Genomic DNA, 15,775 nt, shown 5'->3' on the forward strand with positions numbered 1-15,775 from the left:
CGGGTCAACGCCGGGTTCGTAGCCGGATGATCCCACCGCTGGCATTGTGTAGTGCAATGCAGCAGCACGCGTTGTTGGGTCGGGATCCAGTCTGCTCTGCCGTGTCGGCCTTGACACCTCTTTGACGACTGGAGTACACCCCACCCACCCCTGTGCCGTTGCGCCGCTCAGCCCAACGCTGACCGCCCGACCGCCGAATTCCGCCCAGGAAGGACGATCCGTGGTTCAGCCCAGCCCGGGACCGTGGTGGCGCCGTGCCGTCCGCTGGCGCAACTGGCCCGTGCTGGTCAAGCTGGCCGCGGTGCTCGTGGTGCCGGTGCTGGTGGCCGTCTCGCTCGGTCTGGTCCAGGTGCGCGGCGAGATCCGCAAGGCGGACGCCTACACGGCCGTGCAGAAGGTGATCGCGCTCGGGCAGCGGATCGGCCCGCTGACCACCCAGTTGCAGCAGGAGCGCACGCTGGCGGTGCAGCAGCCCACCCGGCCGACCCCCGCCTACCAGCGGCAGGGCGAGACCGTGGACCGGCTCGGCGCGGAACTGCTCGACCAGGCCAAGCGCACCCCGGGCCTGTCCGCGGCCTCGCAGGCCGCCGTGCAGGACCTGACGAAGCTGCTCGGCCTGCTGCCCTCGTACCGGCGCCCGGTGCTGGAGGGCAGGGACGACGGCACCGACGCGGTCAACAGCTACACCGAGGTGATCACCAGCGCGCTGAACCTGAACCAGTCGCTGCTGCTCCAACTGGGTGACCAGGAGCTCGCCGGTCCCGCCACCGCCCTGCTGGACCTGGGCGGCGCGCTGGAACAGTTGCGCCTGCAACAGGCCCTGGTGCTGGTCGGCATCGGGCGCGGCCACCTGCTCGACTCCGAACTGCGCATGCTGGCCGCCGCAGAAACCCGTTTCCAGGACCGGATCGCCAACTTCCACGCGGTCGCCGCCCCGCAGTGGCAGCAGCAGTACCAGCAGGTCGTGGCCGGGGTGGACGTGGGCACCCGCAAGCAGCTGCTCCAGTTCGCGCTGAGCGCGCCCGCCGAAGCGCCCGCCACGGGTACCGGCAAGCCCAAGCCGGTGCCCACGCTGAACATCGCCGCCGACGAGTGGAACCGCACCTCCGAGGCGACCGCCACCCTGATGACCAGGGTGCGCATCGGGCTGGGCGATGAGATCGCCGGTACCGCACGGCAGTTGCAGGAGGACACCAGCGACCTGGCCGGGGTCGAGTCGGTGCTGCTGGTGCTCACCCTGCTGGTGGCCGGGGCGGTGGGCCTGGTCGTGGGCCGCTACCTGCTGCGCTCGCTGAGCACCCTGCGGCGCAGCGCGCTGGACGTGGCCGACCGCACGCTGCCCGAGGCGGTGGCCGCCATCCGCGACGGCCGCGCCGACCAGGTGAGCATCGAGCCGGTGCCCGTGCACACCAGCGAGGAGTTCGGCCAGGTGGCCCGGGCCTTCGACAAGGTGCACGGGCAGGCGGTGCGCTCGGCGGCCGAACAGGCAAGCCTGCGCAGCAACCTGGGCAACATCTTCGTCAACCTGTCCCGGCGCAGCCAGGGCCTGGTGGAGCGCCAGCTGCGGCTGATGGAGCAGCTGGAGCGGCACGAGGAGAACCCCGAGCAGCTGGCCAACCTGTTCAAGCTGGACCACCTGGCCACGCGCATGCGGCGCAACAACGAGAACCTGATGGTGCTCTCCGGCCTGGACCTGGCCCGCCGGTTCACCAAGCCGCTGCCGCTTGGCGACGTGCTGCGCGCCGCCGTCTCCGAGATCGAGCACTACCAGCGGGCCGTGGTGCGCTCGGCCCCCGAGGTCACCGTGGTCGGCTACGCCGCCGGTGACCTCGTGCGGCTGATCGCGGAGCTGCTGGACAACGCCACCGCCTTCTCCCGCCCGGACACGCAGGTGGTGGTCGACAGCGGGCCCGGCCCGGAGGACTCCGTGGTGGTGCGGGTGCTCGACCACGGCATCGGCATGGGCGAGGCGGAGCTGGCCGAGGCCAACAGCCGGGTCACCGCCGGGTCTGCGGTGGACGTGCCGGTGTCCCGGCAGATGGGCCTGTTCGTGGTGGGCCGGCTGGCCAGCAGGCACGGCTTCCAGGTGCGCTTCACCCCGCGCGAGGACGCCGTCGGGCTGCTGGCCGAGGTGACGGTGCCCGCCGAGCTGGTGGTGCGCGGCAGCCGTGACCGCAAGTTCGCGGTCACCGAGGTGATCCCGGTGGTGCCGGACGCCCCGGAACCGGTCGCCCAGCCGGAGCCGCCCGCCCCGCGCATCGCACCCGAGGCGCCCGCCAAGCCGCCCGCCGAGGAGGTGAGCTGGCCGACCGCCGAGCAGGCCGCCGCCTCGCGGTCCACGTGGTTCCGCTCCGACGCAGCGCACGCCAATACCCCGGAAGACTGCACAGAGGGCCACGTTCCGGTGACGGAGCAGGGGCCGGTCCAGTCAGCCGATCAGGTGAACCCGGCGGAGCCAGAACCCGTCTGGCAGGACCCGCGGTCCGACACCCCGCAGTGGCCGACCGCCTCGGTGGACGAGGGCCCCCCGACCGGACACACCCCCGTTGTCCTGCCCAAACGCGTGCCCAAGTCCGGGGTTTTCGGGGATGATGGCGGTCGGGGCGGGCAGCGGCCGAACGCCGCAGCCAGCCGTGACCCGAACCGTACGCGTGGATTCCTCGCCAGCTACCAGTCTGGTATCCGTCAGGGCCACACTGATCAGCCAGTGACGCACGACGACAACGAACGGGGGCAGCAGAAGCGATGACCACCGCACCCCAATCCCGGCAGGTCAACCAGTTCGGGTGGTTGGTGAACAACTTCGCCGAGCACGTACCGGGAGTGGCCCACGCGGTGGTCGTCTCGGTCGACGGGGTGTTGCTCACCTCCTCGGCGAGGCTGCCAGGTGAGCGCGCCGAGCAGGTGGCGGCGATCGCCGCGGGCGCGGTGAGCCTGACCACGGGCGCCTCGCGCTGCTTCGACGGCGGCGAGGTCCGCCGCACGGTCGTGGAGATGGAGGGCGGCATCCTGTTGTTGATGACCATCAAGGACGGGTCCTGCCTCGCCGTGCTCGCGGCACCGTCCTGCGACGTGGGCCAGGTCGCCTACGAGATGACAGTCCTGGTGGACCAGGTCGGGCCGATGCTGACACCCGAGCTGCGCGCTGAGCTGAAGGTCGCCAAACAGGCGCTGGACAGTCAACCCGTCTGAGGCGATCGATGAACAACTCCGGACACCAGTGGGAAGACCCCACCGAGAGCACGTTCGCGGACGTGCTCAACGGCTTCACCCTGAGCAGCGGCCGAGGTCGCCGGGGCGAGCCCGAGGCCAGGCGGCGCGACCGGGAGCAGGCGGCCGAGATCACCCAGCCCGCCGACCCCGTCCCGCAGGCCGAGGCGGAGACCGACGAGTCGGCGGCCATCGTGCGCGCCTACGCCTGGACCGGTGGGCGTACCCGGTCCGAGGTCCCGTTGCAGATCGAGACCCTGGTGTGCACCAGCGAGCTGGGCATGGCCGGTGGCGACCCCGTGCAGGCCGAGTACCGGGCCATCGCCCAGTTGTGCCGGCAGACCCGCTCCGTGGCCGAGGTCGCCGCCCTGCTGGTGATCCCGCTCGGCGTGGCCAAGGTGCTGGTCGGCGACATGGCCGGGCTGGGCCTGGTGCAGGTGCACGCCACCGGCTCCGGGGACGCCGACGCCCCGCCGAACATGGGCCTGATGGAGCGCATCCTCAGCGGGCTGCGCAAGCTGTGACGCGCACAACCCCGCGTGTCGGCGTCTCCCGTACGGTGTGTCTGCGTTTGGGGCGCAGCTTCCCAGTTTGTGGGATTTCGTCCTGGAAGCGCCGACACACCGTCCAGGAAGCGCCGACACGCGCTGCCCGGGGCTAGTCGACCGTCAGCAGGGCGACGCCGACGCGGGTCAGTTCGGCGCAGACGTCCTCGATCGGCACCTTGCGCCCGCCCAGGGACCACTCGTGCACCAGTTCGTTGACGGCCCCGATGAACGCCACGGCGGTCAGGCTGAAGTCGCGGGGCCTGGCCTCGCCGCGCTCCACGGCCCGCGCGGCCACGGCGGTGACCAGTTCGCTGGCCTTGCTGCGCCAGCCCATCCGGTGCTGCTCCACGGCCGGGCTGACCCCGACCACCTCCACGTAGGCGATGCGGGCCCAGCGCGGGTCGCTGGAGGTGGTGGAGATGTAGGCGCGGACCGTGCCCCGGATGCGCTCGGCGAGCGACCTGTCGTCCAGTTCGGCCAGGGCGGAGCTCGCGGCCTCGAACGCCTGGCCGGTGATCCGCGAGTGCAGCGCGAGCAGCAGGTCCTCGCGGCCGGGGAACTCCTGGTAGAAGTTGCGTGTGGACACACTTGCCCGTGCGCACAACTTCTCGATGGATGTCGCCGGGTAACCCTCTGTTCCGAACAACTCCAGACCGGCCTGCATCAGGCGTTCCCTGCGGTCGGCACGGCGCTGTTCGGCGGACTGGCCCGCGTAGTCGCGGCTGGGCAGTGCGGTCGGGACTGACGGCATGCGTTCTAGTTCAGCACATCTGGGCGTAGAGCGCGTCGATCACTTCGGCGTAGCGTCGATTGATCACTGAACGTCGCATCTTCGCCGTTGGCGTGAGTTCGCCGGCCGCCACGCTGAAGTCGGCTGACAGCACGGCAAAACCCCTGATCCGTTCGGGTGGCGCGTAGTTGGCGTTGGCCCGTCGCACGGCCTGCTCGATCAGTTCGCGCACTTCGGGGTGCTGCGCCAACAGGGGGATCTGCTCGGGCAGACCCCGCTGCCTGGCCCAGGGCAGCACGGCCTCGCTGTCCAGCGTGATCAGTGCGACCGCAAAGGGCCTGCGGTCCCCGTGCAGTACCGCGTGCGAGATCCACGGACTGCGGCGCAGGTCGTTCTCGATGTTGGCCGGGGTCAGGTTCTTGCCCCCGGAGGTGATGATGATGTCCTTCTTGCGCCCGGTGATGCTCAGGAACCCGTCCTCGTCCAGCGCGCCGAGGTCCCCGGTGTGCAGCCAGCCCCCGTCCAGCGCCTCGGCCGTGGCCGACTCGTTGTGGTGATAACCGGGGAACACGTTGGCGCCCTTGGCGAGCACCTCCCCGTCCTCGGCGATGCGCACCTCGATGCCGGGCAGCGGCCTGCCCACCGTGCCCAGCCTGACCCCGCCCGGCACGTTGGCGGAGATCAGCGCGGTGGACTCGGTCATGCCGTACGCCTCGTAGACCGGGATCCCGCAGTCGCGGAAGAACTCCAGGATCTCCACGGCGATCGGCGCCGCCCCGGTCAGCGCTTCCCGCAGCCTGCCGCCGAATGCCGCCCGCACCGCCTCGGCCAGCTGCTCCGGCGGCAGGGACTGGGCGCTGGCGATGCGGTAGACCTTCTCGAACAGCCTGGGCACCGAGGGCAGGTGCGTCGGCCTGATCTCGGTCAGCTCGGTGACCACCTGCCGCACGTCCCCGCCGAAGTAGCACAGGGTCGCGCCGCACTCGAAGGTCGTCAGCTGCACCATGCGCGCGAACAGGTGCGCCAGCGGCAGGTAGAGGTACACCGCGTCGCCGGGGCCCATCGTGGTGGCCCCGCTGATCGAGTCCAGCGCCGCGCGCCAGTTAGCGTGGGTGAGCAGGCAGCCCTTCGGCGGCCCGGTGGTGCCCGAGGTGTAGACGATCGTCGCGGGCTCGCTGACCCGCACTGGTTCCGGCGCGCGCCGGGCACCCGGCACGGCAAGCCCGTCCAGTTCCTCGATGCACACCACGAGCGCGAGTTCGGGCAGGTTCGCGCGCACCTCGGTGATCTTCGCGAGGTGGGCCGCGTCCTCGTAGACCACCGCGCGGGCACCGGAGTCCGACAGCACCCACTCGCACTCCGCCGCGGAGTTGGTCGGGTAGATCGGCACGCAGACCGCGCCGCAGTGGGCGATCGCCAGGTCCACGACCGTCCACTCAGGACGCGTCTCGGACAGCAGCCCCACCCGGTCGCCGGGGCGGATCCCCGCCGCGCGCAGGCCCGCCGCCACCTCGTGCACCCTGGCCGCGAGGTCCACGTAGGACAGCTCCTGCCACTGGCCCCCGCGCTTGGCGCGGATCGCCGTTGCCGAGCCGTAGGCCTGCGCGGCGCGGTCGACCAGTTCGCCCACGGTCGCCGGTGGCTGGGGGAGGCGCGTCTGTGCGGTCACCGCTCGACGGTAACCACGGCCGAGCGAAACCGACAAGGTCGATTACCACTTTTGCGGGCGGGCGCGGGTGGTGCCTGCCGCGACACGGCAGGCACCACCTCCGCTCAGGACGCGGCGGCCCGCTCGGCGGCCTTGTCCGCCTGGAACCCGTCCTCGTCGCGGCCCTGTCGCCAGTAGCCGGAGACCGAGAGCTGCTCGCGGCCCAGCCCGCGCTCGTCGAGCAGGTGGCGGCGCAGGTCGCGGACGGCACCCGCCTCGCCGTGCACGAAGGCGTGCACCCGGCCGGGTGGGAACTCCAGGTCCTGCAACGCCTTGAGTAGCGCCTCGGCCCCGTCCTCGCGGTGCAGCCAGGTGATCGAGGCGTCACCGGGGGTGGACAGCTGCTGGCGCTCGCTCGCGTTGGCGACCTCGATCAGCGCGATCACCTTGGCGCCCTGGGGAACCGCATCCAGGGCGGCGCCGATCGCGGGCAGTGCGGCCTCGTCGCCGACCAGCAGGTGCCAGTCCGCGTCGGGGTCGGGGGAGTAGGCGCCACCGGGGCCGAGGAACTGCAACTCGTCGCCGGGCTTGGCCCCGGCCGCCCACGGACCGGCCAGTCCGGTGTCCCCGTGGCTGACGAAGTCGATCGCCAGGTCCCCGGTGGCCTGGTCGTGGTAGCGGATCGTGTAGGTGCGGGTCTTCGGCCAGGACTCGCGGGGCATGGTGGCGCGCACGGACTCGATGTCCAGTGGCTGCGGGTAGTCCACGCCGGGTAGCGGGAACAGTAGCTTGACGTACCGGTCGGTGAAGCCGTTGTCCACCGCGAGGTCCTCGCCGCCGAACACGACCCGGATCATGTGCGGAGCGACTCGTTCGGTGCGGCGCACCACGAGCCGGCTCACGCGACGCCGTTTGTCGTTCATGAAGTAAGCCTAGCCTAACCATCGGCAATCGTGGGCAACTCCTACGATGTCAGCATGACCGAGGAGCGTGAGGTTCTCACCTGGGATCTGTTCGGCACGGCCAGCCGCGAACTGGCCCACCAGGTGGCTGACGACGGGTTCGAGCCCGACCTGCTGCTGTCCATCGCCCGCGGCGGCCTGTTCGTGGCCGGCGCCCTGGGCTACGCGCTGGACGTGAAGAACCTGCACGTCATGAACGTCGAGTTCTACACCGGGGTGGACCAGCGCCTGGACCTGCCCGTCATGCTGCCGCCGGTGCCCAACGCCGTGGACCTGACCGGGGCGAAGGTGCTGGTCGCCGACGACGTGGCCGACACCGGGGCCACGCTCAAGCTGGTGCGCGACTTCTGCGCCGAGCACGTGGCCGAGGTGCGCTGCGCGGTGATCTACGAGAAGCCGCGCTCCGAGGTGAAGTGCGAGTACGTGTGGCGGCACACCGACCAGTGGATCAACTTCCCCTGGTCCACCCAGCCGCCGGTGGTCCAGCGCAAGGTCACGGTCCTGGACGCCTAACCCGGCGAGTCCCGCTCAGGGGCAGCTGAGTCCCGCTCCGCTGGGCGGGACTCGCGTGCGGCAGAGCGGGACTCGCCGGGGTGGGGTCAGCGGGAGATGTCGATCATCTCCTCGCGCGGCACCACCTTGATCCGTTCGCGGTCCTGTGCGGCGCCCAGCGCCAGCTCGTAGGCGTCCAGCCGCTGCCAGCCCGCCCAGGTCGTGACCTGCTCGCCGAGCCACTCCTGGGCCGCCGCGGGGTCCGGCTCGGCGCAGGGCTCCAGCGCCGACAGGTCGCCGAGCAGGCTGGTGACCGTCTCCAGCGCGTCGCCCTTGGTGTGGCCGATCAGGCCGACCGGTCCGCGCTTGATCCAGCCGGTGACGTAGACCCCGGGCATCGGCGTGCCGTCCAGGTCCAGCACGCGGCCCGCCTGGTGCGGCACGGTTCCGGTCGACTCGTCGAAGGGCAGGCCGGGCAGCGCCGTGCTCAGGTAGCCGACGGCCCGGTAGACCGCCTGCACCGGGAAGTCGTGGAACTCGCCGGTGCCGCGCACGGTGCCGTCCCCGGTCAGCGCCATGCGTTCGGTGCGCAGGCCCTCGACCCGGCCCTCGCCGGTGATCTCCACCGGGGCGTGCAGGAAGTGCAGGTGCAGTCGGCGCCCCCGCTCGCGGGGTTCCCGCAAAGCCCAGTCCTGCAAGGTCTTCACGATGGTCTTGGTCTGGTTGTGCGTGCGGACCTGCCGCAGGCTCTCCTCATCGAACTCGATGTCCTCCGGGTGCACGACCACCTCGACCCCGGGGCAGTGGTCCAGTTCGCGCAGCTCCAGTGGGGTGAACTTGGCCTGGGCCGGACCACGGCGGCCGAAGACGTGCACGTCGGTGACCTGGCTCGCGCGCAGGCCCTGGTACACGTTGTCCGGGATCTCCGTGTAGAGCAGTTCCTCGGCGGGGCGGGCGAGTACCCGTGCCACGTCGAGCGCCACGTTGCCCGCGCCGATCACGGCCACGTTGCTGGCGGACAGGTCCCAGTCGCGCGGCACGTCGGGGTGCCCGTCGTACCAGGACACGAAGTCGGCGGCGCCGAAGCTGCCGGGCAGTCCCACGCCGGGGATGTCCAGCGAGCGGTCCCGGTCGGCCCCGGTCGCGAAGATCACCGCGTCGTAGTACCGGCGCAGGTCCTCCAGCTTGCAGTCCACGCCGAACTCGACGTTGCCGAAGAAGCGGATGTCGGGCCGGTCCAGCACGCGGTGCAGGGCGGAGATGATCTGCTTGATGCGCGGGTGGTCCGGCGCGACCCCGTAGCGGATCAGGCCGTACGGGGCTGGCAGGCGTTCGAGCACGTCGACCTGCACGGGGGTGTCCGACTTGGCCAGGATGTCGGCCGCGTAGATGCCGGCGGGTCCGGACCCGACGACGGCGACGCGCAGTGCACGGTCAGAGCTCAACATAAGGCCAGCCTAACCTAAATTAGGCTGGCCTTATGCGTATCGTGGCTCAGCTCACCGGCCACGACCGCGAACTCGACGAGCTGGTCAGTCGGTTCCGGCTTCCATCGCGGCGCGGTCGAGAATCTCGTCCCCGCCGGTGACCTCGCCGCGTGAGGCGATCGCCTCGGCGCCACCCTGCGGCATCGCGCCGATCAGCCCGGTCGAGGCCGCCTGGGCGGCACCGATGAGCGCGGGGTGGTTGGTGCCGACCATGCCGAGCCCCGCGTACTGCTCGAGCTTGGCGCGCGAGTCGGCGATGTCCAGGTTGCGCATGGTGAGCTGGCCGATCCGGTCCACCGGGCCGAACGCCGAGTCCTCGGTGCGCTCCATCGACAGCTTGTCCGGGTGGTAGCTGAAAGCCGGGCCGGTGGTGTCCAGGACCGAGTAGTCCTCACCACGCCGCAGCCGCAGCGTCACCTCGCCGATGACCGCCGTGCCGACCCAGCGCTGCAACGACTCCCTCAGCATCAGCGCCTGCGGGTCGAGCCAGCGGCCCTCGTACATCAGCCGACCGAGCCGCCGCCCCTGGTCGTGGTAGCTGGCCAGGGTGTCCTCGTTGTGGATCGCGTTGACCAGCCGCTCGTAGGCCGCGTACAGCAACGCCATGCCGGGCGCCTCGTAGATGCCGCGGCTCTTGGCCTCGATCACCCGGTTCTCGATCTGGTCGGACATGCCCATGCCATGCCGTCCACCGATCGCGTTCGCCTCCATCACCAGGTCGACCGGGGTGGCGAACTCCTTGCCGTTGATGGTCACCGGGCGGCCCTGGTCGAAGCCGATCGTCACGTCCTCGGCCGCGATCTCGACCGCGGGATCCCAGAACCGCACGCCCATGATCGGGTCCACGGTCTCGATGCCGGTGTCGAGGTGCTCCAGGGTCTTGGCCTCGTGGGTGGCGCCCCAGATGTTGGCGTCGGTCGAGTAGGCCTTCTCGGTGCTGTCGCGGTAGGGCAGGCCGTGCGCGAGCAGCCACTCCGACATCTCCTTGCGCCCGCCGAGTTCGGACACGAAGTCCGCGTCGAGCCAGGGCTTGTAGATGCGCAGGTGCGGGTTCGCGAGCAGGCCGTACCGGTAGAACCGCTCGATGTCGTTGCCCTTGAACGTGGAGCCGTCGCCCCAGATCTGCACGTCGTCCTCGAGCATCGCCCGGACCAGCAGGGTCCCCGTGACGGCGCGGCCCAGCGGTGTGGTGTTGAAGTAGGTGCGCCCCGCCGAGCGGATGTGGAACGCGCCGCAGGCCAGCGCGGCCAGGCCCTCCTCGACCAGTGCCGCGCGGCAGTCGACCAGGCGCGCGATCTCGGCACCGTAGGTCGAGGCGCGGCCGGGCACCGAGGCGATGTCGGGCTCGTCGTACTGGCCGATGTCGGCGGTGTAGGTGCACGGGAGAGCACCCTTGTCGCGCATCCACGCGACCGCGACCGAAGTGTCGAGGCCGCCCGAGAAGGCGATGCCGACGCGCTCTCCGGCGGGCAAGGAGGTAAGCACCTTGGACATGCTGGAAATTATGCACGTCGCCGTATGATCATGCAAATCTGCGGGTGATCAGTGCTCCAGCCGCAGTTGGAGCTGGGCGAACAGCCGCTGGTCCGGGTCGTCCAGTTCCAGATCGCCCAGCTCGCACGCCCGCCGCACGCGGTAGCGCAACGTGTTGGGGTGCACGTGCAGCCGGTGGGCCGCCGCGCGCACGTCCCCGAACGCCTCCAGGTAGGCCAGCAGCGAGCGGCCCAGTTCGGTGCCGACCAGCGCCGCAAGCTGGGGATCGCGAATGCGCGGGTGCTCGGCCAGCAGGGCCAGGGTCTCGCCGATCAGTACCCGCGTGCGCACGTCGGCCAGTGCGGCCACGTCCACCTCGGGCTGGTCCGCGATCGCCGCCAGCACGCGGTCCGCTTCCTGGCGCGAGGCCGCCACCTCGTCCAGGCCCGCCACCACGGAGCCGACCGCGGCCTGTGCGGGCACGCCCAGGTGTCGCCGGGTCGCGGCCAACGCCTCCCTGGTCAGGGCCAGCACCGAGGCGGGGTCGGTCAGCTCGGGCAGCAGCACGTAGACCCGGCCGCCCAACGCGGTCGCCAGCGCGCTGCGCCGGTAGGCCGCCGCGTGCACCGAGATGATGCCGATCATCTCCTCGCGGTGCAGCTCCAGCTCGGACCGGCTGCGGTCGGCCGCCCGCAGGGCGAACACCACCACGGCCGCGGGCTTGGCCGGGTCGGCGCCGATCTGCCCGGCCACCGCGCTCGCCGCGATCCGCCCGTCCAGCATCCCCGCCAGCAGGTTCTCCCGCAGTCGCAGGCCCGCGCTGGCGCTGTCACGGCGCCGCACCAGGTGCAGCGCCGCGAGGCGGGCCGCGCCCAGCAGAGCCCGGTCGGCGTGCTCGGTCAGCGGCTGGCTGCCCTCCTGCACCCAGACCGTGCCCAGCTGGCGGCTGCCCGCGTGCACGCCCACCGCGATTCGTCGGCGGATGCCCAGTTCGGGGCGCTCGTCGATGTGCACGACCTCCTCGCCGGAGCGCAGCCGCTCGTAGACCCCCCACTCCCGCAGCAGCGCCAGGTACGGTTCGGGGCCCTCCCGCCCCAGGATCGACAGCCTGCGCAGCTCGTCCACCTCGTCCCCGGCCCGCGAGTAGGCCAGCACCCGGCTGGCCATGTCCTCGATGCTGATGCTGCCCCCGGTCAGCGCCGCGATGGTCTGCGCCAGGGAGAACAGGTCGCCCAGTGACTCGCCCGCCTCCAGGTCCGCGCTGCCCCGGGCCGTGGCGACCACGTTGCGCGCCAGGGACTCCAGGTGCTCCCAGCGCACCTCGGGGCGGACCGCCAGCAGGGTGATGCCCGCCGTGACGGCCACCTCGCGCAGCGGCTCGGCCTCCTTGACGGCCACCGCCGTGGCGCCCCGCCGTGCGGCCTCGCGCACCGCGGGCGCAGCGGCCCGCCCGCGTGCCCCGATCAGCAGGGCCAGATCGCCGGGCCGGGTGTCCGGCACGTCCTCGGGGTCGGTGATCACCACGTCCAGGATCTCCGCGTCCAGCCCGCGCGGGGCGGCGAGCACCTCCACCAGCGGATCTCCGAGCGCGATCAGCAGTTGGCGCAGGCTGGCCCCGGTCGATGGCGTGGCGGTGATGGCAGCTCCTTGTCAGTTCGGACAAACTGGTGTCGAGAAGCTTATCCGTCCGGACAAAATCCGGGAGCTCGTCGCTGCTTAGTGTTCGTGGCGACGACGTCGTTGATGAGGAGTGCCAGTGGATGCCGTGACGCAGGTCCCGACGCCCGTGAACGAGCCGGTGCTGCAGTACGCACCCGGCAGCCCGGAGCGGGCCCAGCTGGAGGCGAAGCTGTCGGAGCTGGCCAAGGAGCAGATCGAGCTGCCCATGACCATCGGCGGCCAGCGCCGGATGGGCGGCGGCGAGCGCGTGGACGTGGTGCAGCCGCACAACCACCGCGCCGTGCTGGGCACCTTCGGCGGTGCCACCCACGAGGACGCCCGCGACGCGGTGAGCGCCGCCAAGCAGGCCGCCCCGGCCTGGCGCGAGCTGCCCTTCGACGAGCGGGCCGCCGTGCTGCTGCGCGCCGCCGACCTGCTGACCGGCCCGTGGCGGGCCACCCTGAACGCGGCCACCATGCTCGGCCAGTCCAAGACCGCCATCCAGGCCGAGATCGACTCCGCCTGCGAGCTGGCCGACTTCTGGCGCTTCAACGTGTCCTTCGCCCGCGAGCTGCTTGCCAAGCAGCCCGCGAGCTCGGCGGGGGTGTGGAACCGCACCGACCACCGCCCGCTGGAGGGCTTCGTCTACGCGATCACCCCGTTCAACTTCACCGCCATCGCGGCCAACCTGCCCACCGCCCCGGCGTTGATGGGCAACACCGTGGTGTGGAAGCCCTCCCCGACGCAGACCTTCGCCGCGCACCTGACCATGCAGCTGCTGGAGCAGGCCGGTCTGCCCGCCGGTGTGATCAACCTGGTCACCGGCGACGGCATCGCGGTCTCCGACATCGCGCTGGCCGACCCGGACCTGGCCGGGATCCACTTCACCGGCTCCACCAAGACCTTCCAGCACCTGTGGGCCTCGGTCGGCGCCAACATCGGCACCTACCGCGGCTACCCGCGCCTGGTGGGCGAGACCGGCGGCAAGGACTTCGTGCTGGCCCACCCCTCCGCCGACCTGGACGTGCTGCGCACCGCGCTGGTCCGCGGCGCCTTCGAGTACCAGGGCCAGAAGTGCTCGGCGGCCTCCCGCGCCTACGTGCCGCGCTCGCTGTGGACCAAGCTGCGCGACCCGCTCGCGGCCGAGGTCGAGGCGCTGTCCATGGGGGACGTCACCAACCTGGACAACTTCATGGGCGCGGTGATCGACCGCCGCTCCTACGACAAGCTGGCCGGTGTCCTGCGGCGCGCGCAGTCCGACTCCGCGCTGGAGGTCCTCGCCGGTGGCACCGCCGACGATGCCGAGGGCTACTTCGTGCGCCCGACCGTGCTGGTCGGCCAGGACCCGACACACGAGGTGTTCAGCACCGAGTACTTCGGCCCGGTGCTCGCGGTGCACGTCTACGAGGACGCCGACTTCGACAAGGTGCTCGGCCTGGTCGACAGCGCCTCCCCGTACGCGTTGACCGGCTCGATCATCGCCAACGACCGCGCCGTGATCACCAAGGTGCAGCAGGCCCTGCGCTTCACCGCGGGCAACTTCTACGTCAACGACAAGCCCACCGGCGCCGTGGTCGGCCAGCAGCCCTTCGGCGGCGGCCGGGCCTCGGGCACCAACGACAAGGCCGGTTCGGTGCACAACCTGCTGCGCTGGGTCAGCCCGCGCTCCATCAAGGAAACCTTCGTTCCGCCGACCACCTCCCGCCACCCCCACCAGGGGTGACCCGGTTCCCGCCGCCCCGTGCCATCCGCGCGGGGCGGCGGAACCCCTGATTCCCAAGCGAGGAAGCATGATGCGCTCCGCCCTGTTGGCCGCGGCCCGTTCGCCGCAGGCTCGCTCGTTCGTCGAGCGCACCCCGCTGACCAAGCCGGTCGTCTCCCGCTACGTGGCGGGCGACACCCTGGAGGAGGCCGTCCGCGTCACCGGCGACCTGCTCGCCGACGGGCGCAAGGTCACCCTCGACCACCTCGGTGAGGACACCACCGAGCTGGCCCAGGCCGCCGCCACCGTGCACGCCTACGAGCGGCTGCTGGCCGAGCTGGGCCGCACCGGGCTGGCCTCGGGCGCCGAGGTGTCGGTGAAGCTGTCGGCGGTCGGGCAGTCGCTGCCCCGCGACGGCGAGAAGCTGGCCCTGGACAACGCCAGGCGCATCTGTGAGGCCGCCTCGGCGGTGGGCACCACGGTCACCCTGGACATGGAGGACCACACCACCACCGACTCGACCCTGGGCATCCTCGCCGACCTGCGGGTGGACTTCCCGTGGGTGGGCGCCGTGCTCCAGGCCTACCTGCATCGCACCGAGCAGGACTGCCGGGACCTGTCCGGGGCCGGTTCCCGCGTGCGGCTGTGCAAGGGCGCGTACAAGGAGCCGGAATCCGTTGCCTACCAGGGCAAGGACGAGGTGGACCTGTCCTACGTGCGCTGCCTGAAGGTGCTCATGAACGGCCAGGGCTACCCGATGGTCGCCTCGCACGACCCGCGGCTGGTCCGCATCGCGGCGCAGGTCGCCGCCGCCGCGGGGCGCACCGCCGACAGCTACGAGCACCAGATGCTCTACGGCGTGCGGCCCGACGCCCAGCGCGAGATCGCGGCCAACGGCACCACGATGCGCGTCTACGTGCCCTACGGCGACCAGTGGTACGGCTACTTCATGCGCCGCCTCGCCGAGCGCCCGGCCAACGTGACGTTCTTCCTGCGCTCGCTGCTCACCACGAACTGACCTCAAGCGCAAACACGGCGTACCGCAAGCGCCGACACGCGGTACCGGAAGCGCCGACACGCGGGGTCAACCCCGCGTGTCGGCGCTTCCGGTACCGCGTGTCGGACGCTCCCGTACGGTGTGTTCGCACTTGCGGTACGCGCCCTCAGCGGCGGCGGAGTTCGGTCGCCAGCACGGCGGCCTGGGTGCGGCGCTGCATGCCGAGCTTGGCCAGCATGTGCGACACGTAGTTCTTCACCGTCTTCTCCGCCAGGAACATGCGCTCGGCGATCTGCCGGTTGGTCAGCCCCTCACCGACCAGGTCCAGCACCGCCCGCTCCTGCTCGGACAGCTCCCGCAGCGGATCGGTGTGCTCGCGCTCGCGGCGCAGGCGGCCCAGCAGCGCCGAGGTCGTGCGCGCGTCCAGCAGCGACTGGCCCGCGGCCACGGTGCGCACGGCGGCCAGCAGGTCGTGGCCCAGCACCTGCTTGAGCACGAACCCGGCCGCCCCGGCCATGATGGCGTCGAACAGGGCCTCGTCGTCGGAGAAGGACGTCAGCATCAGGCAGTGCAGCCCGGGGTCGCGCGAGCGCAGCTCCCGGCACAGCTCCACCCCGTTGCCGTCGGGCAGGCGCACGTCCAGCACCGCCACGTCCGGCCGGGCCGCGGGCACGCGGGCCAGCGCCTCGGCCACCGAGGCCGCCTCGCCGACCACCTCCAGATCGGACTCGTCCTCCAGCAGGTCGGCCAGTCCACGCCGGACGATCTCGTGATCGTCTACCAGGAACACGCTTGTGGGCACGCGTCACCCTAGCCAGCGGCGTACACGGCGTGGCAGGGTCAAAAGTCATCAGTGGCCCAGGTGAA

At 71.4% G+C, this 15,775-nt stretch carries 13 protein-coding genes; 6 read left to right on the forward strand and 7 right to left on the reverse strand.

The annotated features are described in order from the left end of the window. Window positions 1–220 precede the first annotated feature (220 nt). Genes KALB_RS15895 through KALB_RS15905 form a run of 3 tightly spaced genes read left to right on the forward strand, consistent with a single transcriptional unit; the run spans window position 221 to window position 3,734 of the window. The gene (locus KALB_RS15895) at window positions 221–2,749 is read left to right on the forward strand and encodes a sensor histidine kinase (RefSeq protein ID WP_025356700.1); all 2,529 of its coding nucleotides are present in this window, start codon (window positions 221–223) and stop codon (window positions 2,747–2,749) included. After that, the gene (locus KALB_RS15900; RefSeq protein WP_025356701.1) at window positions 2,746–3,192 is read left to right on the forward strand and encodes a roadblock/LC7 domain-containing protein; all 447 of its coding nucleotides are present in this window, start codon (window positions 2,746–2,748) and stop codon (window positions 3,190–3,192) included. The genes KALB_RS15895 and KALB_RS15900 overlap by 4 nt, the downstream gene beginning before the upstream one ends. 8 nt (window positions 3,193–3,200) lie before the next feature. After that, on the forward strand, window positions 3,201–3,734 hold the full coding sequence (locus KALB_RS15905; protein ID WP_025356702.1) for a DUF742 domain-containing protein: 534 nt from the start codon (window positions 3,201–3,203) through the stop codon (window positions 3,732–3,734). 133 nt (window positions 3,735–3,867) lie between these two features. Here the strand turns inward: KALB_RS15905 and KALB_RS15910 are convergent, their stop codons facing one another. The 3 genes from KALB_RS15910 to KALB_RS15920 all read right to left on the reverse strand — a co-directional run bounded on the left by KALB_RS15910 (window position 3,868) and on the right by KALB_RS15920 (window position 7,059). Further along, a complete protein-coding gene (locus KALB_RS15910) occupies window positions 3,868–4,509 on the reverse strand; it encodes a TetR/AcrR family transcriptional regulator (protein WP_025356703.1) in 642 nt (213 codons plus the stop codon). 10 nt (window positions 4,510–4,519) lie between these two features. Then, window positions 4,520–6,157 carry an AMP-dependent synthetase/ligase gene (locus KALB_RS15915; protein WP_025356704.1) on the reverse strand — a complete coding sequence of 546 codons (1,638 nt, stop codon included), beginning with the start codon at window positions 6,155–6,157 and terminating at the stop codon, window positions 4,520–4,522. A 104-nt stretch (window positions 6,158–6,261) separates the two neighbouring features. Further along, a complete protein-coding gene (locus KALB_RS15920; RefSeq protein WP_025356705.1) occupies window positions 6,262–7,059 on the reverse strand; it encodes a siderophore-interacting protein in 798 nt (265 codons plus the stop codon). A gap of 54 nt (window positions 7,060–7,113) precedes the next feature. On the opposite strand from KALB_RS15920, the gene KALB_RS15925 reads away from it, so the two are divergent. Further along, entirely contained in the window at window positions 7,114–7,611 is a 498-nt protein-coding gene (locus tag KALB_RS15925) for a phosphoribosyltransferase (RefSeq protein WP_025356706.1), read from the forward strand. A gap of 86 nt (window positions 7,612–7,697) precedes the next feature. Here the strand turns inward: KALB_RS15925 and KALB_RS15930 are convergent, their stop codons facing one another. The 3 genes from KALB_RS15930 to KALB_RS15940 all read right to left on the reverse strand — a co-directional run bounded on the left by KALB_RS15930 (window position 7,698) and on the right by KALB_RS15940 (window position 12,122). Then, window positions 7,698–9,038, reverse strand: a complete 1,341-nt coding sequence (locus KALB_RS15930) for an FAD-dependent oxidoreductase (protein ID WP_025356707.1) — start codon at window positions 9,036–9,038, stop codon at window positions 7,698–7,700. 84 nt (window positions 9,039–9,122) lie between these two features. Next, window positions 9,123–10,571, reverse strand: a complete 1,449-nt coding sequence (gene argG / locus KALB_RS15935) for an argininosuccinate synthase (protein WP_025356708.1) — start codon at window positions 10,569–10,571, stop codon at window positions 9,123–9,125. Between the two features lie 48 nt (window positions 10,572–10,619). Further along, the gene (locus KALB_RS15940; RefSeq protein ID WP_420811825.1) at window positions 10,620–12,122 is read right to left on the reverse strand and encodes a PucR family transcriptional regulator; all 1,503 of its coding nucleotides are present in this window, start codon (window positions 12,120–12,122) and stop codon (window positions 10,620–10,622) included. A gap of 184 nt (window positions 12,123–12,306) precedes the next feature. Between KALB_RS15940 and pruA the strand changes: the two genes are divergently transcribed. Then, a complete protein-coding gene (gene pruA, locus KALB_RS15945) occupies window positions 12,307–13,932 on the forward strand; it encodes an L-glutamate gamma-semialdehyde dehydrogenase (RefSeq protein ID WP_025356710.1) in 1,626 nt (541 codons plus the stop codon). A 67-nt stretch (window positions 13,933–13,999) separates the two neighbouring features. Continuing rightward, entirely contained in the window at window positions 14,000–14,929 is a 930-nt protein-coding gene (locus KALB_RS15950) for a proline dehydrogenase family protein (RefSeq protein ID WP_025356711.1), read from the forward strand. A 145-nt stretch (window positions 14,930–15,074) separates the two neighbouring features. On the opposite strand, the gene KALB_RS15955 is transcribed toward KALB_RS15950, so the two are convergent. Next, entirely contained in the window at window positions 15,075–15,710 is a 636-nt protein-coding gene (locus KALB_RS15955) for a response regulator (RefSeq protein WP_042220382.1), read from the reverse strand. Window positions 15,711–15,775 lie beyond the last annotated feature (65 nt).

The organism is Kutzneria viridogrisea DSM 43870 (genome assembly GCF_000525635.1).
Lineage (GTDB): Bacteria > Actinomycetota > Actinomycetes > Mycobacteriales > Pseudonocardiaceae > Kutzneria > Kutzneria viridogrisea.